The 2,933-nt window shown below is 64.6% G+C and carries 2 protein-coding genes and 2 pseudogenes; all 4 read right to left on the bottom strand.

The window, feature by feature from the left end; translation table 11 throughout:
- Positions 1 to 692 (bottom strand): annotated as a pseudogene (locus JCM25156_RS24180) (LpxI family protein); the annotation flags it as partial.
- Positions 682 to 1,533 carry an acyl-ACP--UDP-N-acetylglucosamine O-acyltransferase gene (lpxA, locus tag JCM25156_RS12675; RefSeq protein WP_025813370.1) on the bottom strand — a complete coding sequence of 284 codons (852 nt, stop codon included), beginning with the start codon at positions 1,531 to 1,533 and terminating at the stop codon, positions 682 to 684. The pseudogene JCM25156_RS24180 and the gene lpxA, both read right to left, overlap by 11 nt.
- Positions 1,534 to 1,668: 135 nt before the next feature.
- Positions 1,669 to 2,154 carry a 3-hydroxyacyl-ACP dehydratase FabZ gene (gene fabZ, locus JCM25156_RS12670; protein ID WP_025813369.1) on the bottom strand — a complete coding sequence of 162 codons (486 nt, stop codon included), beginning with the start codon at positions 2,152 to 2,154 and terminating at the stop codon, positions 1,669 to 1,671.
- A 92-nt stretch (positions 2,155 to 2,246) separates the two neighbouring features.
- Positions 2,247 to 2,933 (bottom strand): annotated as a pseudogene (lpxD, locus tag JCM25156_RS24175) (UDP-3-O-(3-hydroxymyristoyl)glucosamine N-acyltransferase); the annotation flags it as partial.

Raw genomic sequence — 2,933 nt, 5'->3', positions numbered from 1 at the left:
GGCGCGTCGTTCCTGATCCGGCTTGGCCATCTTGACCAGAACACCACCGGGGCGGTCAGGTTGCCGCAGGGCCGCGACACGTTCAAGCATCCGGTCGGTACCCTCCAGCGCCTCGACCGCCAGCACAAGCCCGCCCTGCACCACGCAGCCCTGACCTATATCCAGCACGCCAAGCTGGCGCACGACCTTCTGGCCAAGGGCAATGTCCGCAAGGGCGAGCGCATCCGGCGCGACCTGTCCCATCACGCCATGGCGGGCCACGGACCCCGCCAGATATTCATGCGCGCCACGGATGGTGAAGCCCTCCTCGCCCAGCACGCGCACGATCGCGCCCAGCAGCCCATCATCCCCGCGAACAGCGCCTTGCCGATCCGCGCCAGAATCCGTGTTCCCGTCGCATCAGGCCGCAGGTTGAGAAGGGAAGGCCGCCGTACCGGGCCGATCAGCACAAGATCCTGGCATCCATGCGCGTGCAGCGCGGACAGGATTTCACCCGCCGCGGCAAGCCGGATCATACGATGGGGCCATGGGCCGATCACATCGGGTTCGGCAAACCCCTGAAACCCGACAATGAACACCCGGCCACCCGCCCGCGTCACCGCCCGGGCGACCTGCCCCGGCAGCGGGCCGCCACCGGCCAGGATACCCACACAGCCTGGCGCCGGGCGTGACAGCGCCGGTTCAGGCGCCATCGCTCTCGATCATGTCCCCGCTCTGGACACGCACAAGGCCGCGATGGCTGGGGGCGGCGATGAAATCAAGGATCTCGACCACGCGGGCATCATCGGCATAGGTCTGGCGCACATGTTCCAGACGGGCCTGAAAGACCGCGCCGGTGGCATGCGCCACCTTGGGGTACAGCGCACGGAAGGCCTGCCGCATGCGGCGCACCTCATCAGGCAGGACACCGTTGCGCCGCAGCCAGATCCAGTGCAGCCCCACCAGCCGCGCCCGGTTGCCCAGCACGCTGCCATAGGGAATCACATCGGCCTCGACCCCGCACACGCCGCCCACCAGCGCCGCATGGCCAATACGCACGAACTGGTGCAGGGCCGCAGCCCCCATGATGCGCGCGTCATCACCGATCACCACATGGCCACCCATGACCACATTGTTCACGATGATCACGCCCCGGCCCAGCGTGCAGTCATGCGCCACATGGGAATTGGCCATGATCAGGCAGTCACTCCCGATCCGGGTCATGCCCGTGCCGGTGGCCGTGCCCCGGTGGATGGTCACATGCTCACGGATGGTGGTGCGCGCGCCCACGGTGCAACCGGTCGGCTCGCCCCTGTATTTCAGATCCTGCGGGGCCATGCCCACGCTGGTGAAGGGAAAGCACACGACGCCCTCACCCAGCGTGGTGTGGCCGTCAATGACCACATGCGAGATCAGTTCGACATTATCCCCGATCACGACATCCGGCCCGACCGTGCACCACGGGCCGATACGGACCCCGCTGCCAATCCGGGCGCGGCTGGACACGATGGATGACGGATGGATTTCAGGCGACTTCCCACGCCGTTCATCCATCTGGGTACCGTTAGGTGAACTTCCTGCCAGAATAGCCTCCCTCGCCGCAAGTAACCGTGGGCTACAGGCCCAGGGCCGGCAACCCGTCCCATCCCCCATGGGCAGGGCGGCGGTCGCGACCCGTTTCCCGCGGACTTACCCCATGATCATGGCGCTGAATGTTGCCTCGGCAACCGATACGCCATCAACCCGCGCCACGCCCTTGAACTTCCATACATTGGCCCGGCTGCGTTCTTTTTCGACATGAATGCGCAACTGGTCGCCCGGCCCGACGGGACGGCGGAATTTCGCGCCGTCTATCGTCATGAAATAGACCAGCTTGCCTTCAAACGCCTGCCCCAGCGTCAGCACCACAAGGGTGGCCGCCGTCTGGGCCATAGCTTCGATGATCAGGACACCCGGCATGACGGGGCGCGCCGGAAAATGGCCCTGGAAATGCGGTTCGTTCACCGTGACATTCTTGATGCCGACCGCTGACTGCCCCATCACGATATCGACCATGCGATCAATCAGCAGGAAGGGATAGCGATGGGGTATCGCCTCCATGATCCGCATGATGTCAATCGATGCCAGGGTCGCGGGTATTGCGTCCGCGGGCACTGCCTCTACTTCTTTATCCACGTCGTCCAACCACTTGTTCGGTCAGGAGGGAACCCTGCCACCAGAGGGAACAGGAACCTCCTACCGGTTGAATATCTGATAGCGACAGGCAATCAGGCTTTGTCAGCCTTTTCGCTACCTCCATCCTGCGTCGTTTTTTTGGCCATCCGACGCAGAAACGCCACGTTCCGGAAAAATTCCCGAAATGGCATTGCCGGACTGCCGATCACATCGGCCCCGGCTTCCACATCGGACATGACACCACATTGCGCCCCGATCCGGGCCTTGGCACCGATCCTGATATGTCCGATCAGCCCGGCCTGCGCCGCGACCGTCACGAAATCACCCAGTTCGGTCGAACCGGAAATACCAGCCTGGGACACAACGATACAACAGCGCCCCAGCCGCGCATTATGGCCAATCTGCACCAGATTGTCGAGGCGTGAGCCAGCCCCGATCACCGTATCACGGATCGAGCCGCGATCCACCGTGGAATTGGCCCCGATCTCGACCCCGTCTTCCAGAATGACGCGGCCAAGCTGGGGCACGCTTTCAAAGCCTTCCGGCGTCACGGCGAAGCGAACCCCTCCTGCCCGATCCGCGCGCCGGGCAGGAGCGTCACGCGCTCGCCCAGCAGGGCATGGGAAATGGCCACATGCGCGCCGATACGGCAGCGCGCGCCAATTTCCACGCCCGCGCCGATCGTGACATGCGCGCCAATATCCACGCCCGCGCCGATACGCACGCGTTCGCCCAGCACCGTAAAGGGGCCGATAGCGGCGGTCGGGTCAATCTCGCAC

Source organism: Komagataeibacter kakiaceti JCM 25156, from assembly GCF_000613305.1.
Note: the sequence above shows the minus strand (reverse complement) of the source record. Positions and strands in the feature narration are given on the sequence as shown.

What these genes read in the sequence shown, in the direction of transcription:
- lpxA (WP_025813370.1), bottom strand. Translation starts at nt 1,533, where the DNA reads ATGGATGAACGGCGTGGGAAGTCGCCTGAAATCCATCCGTCATCCATC.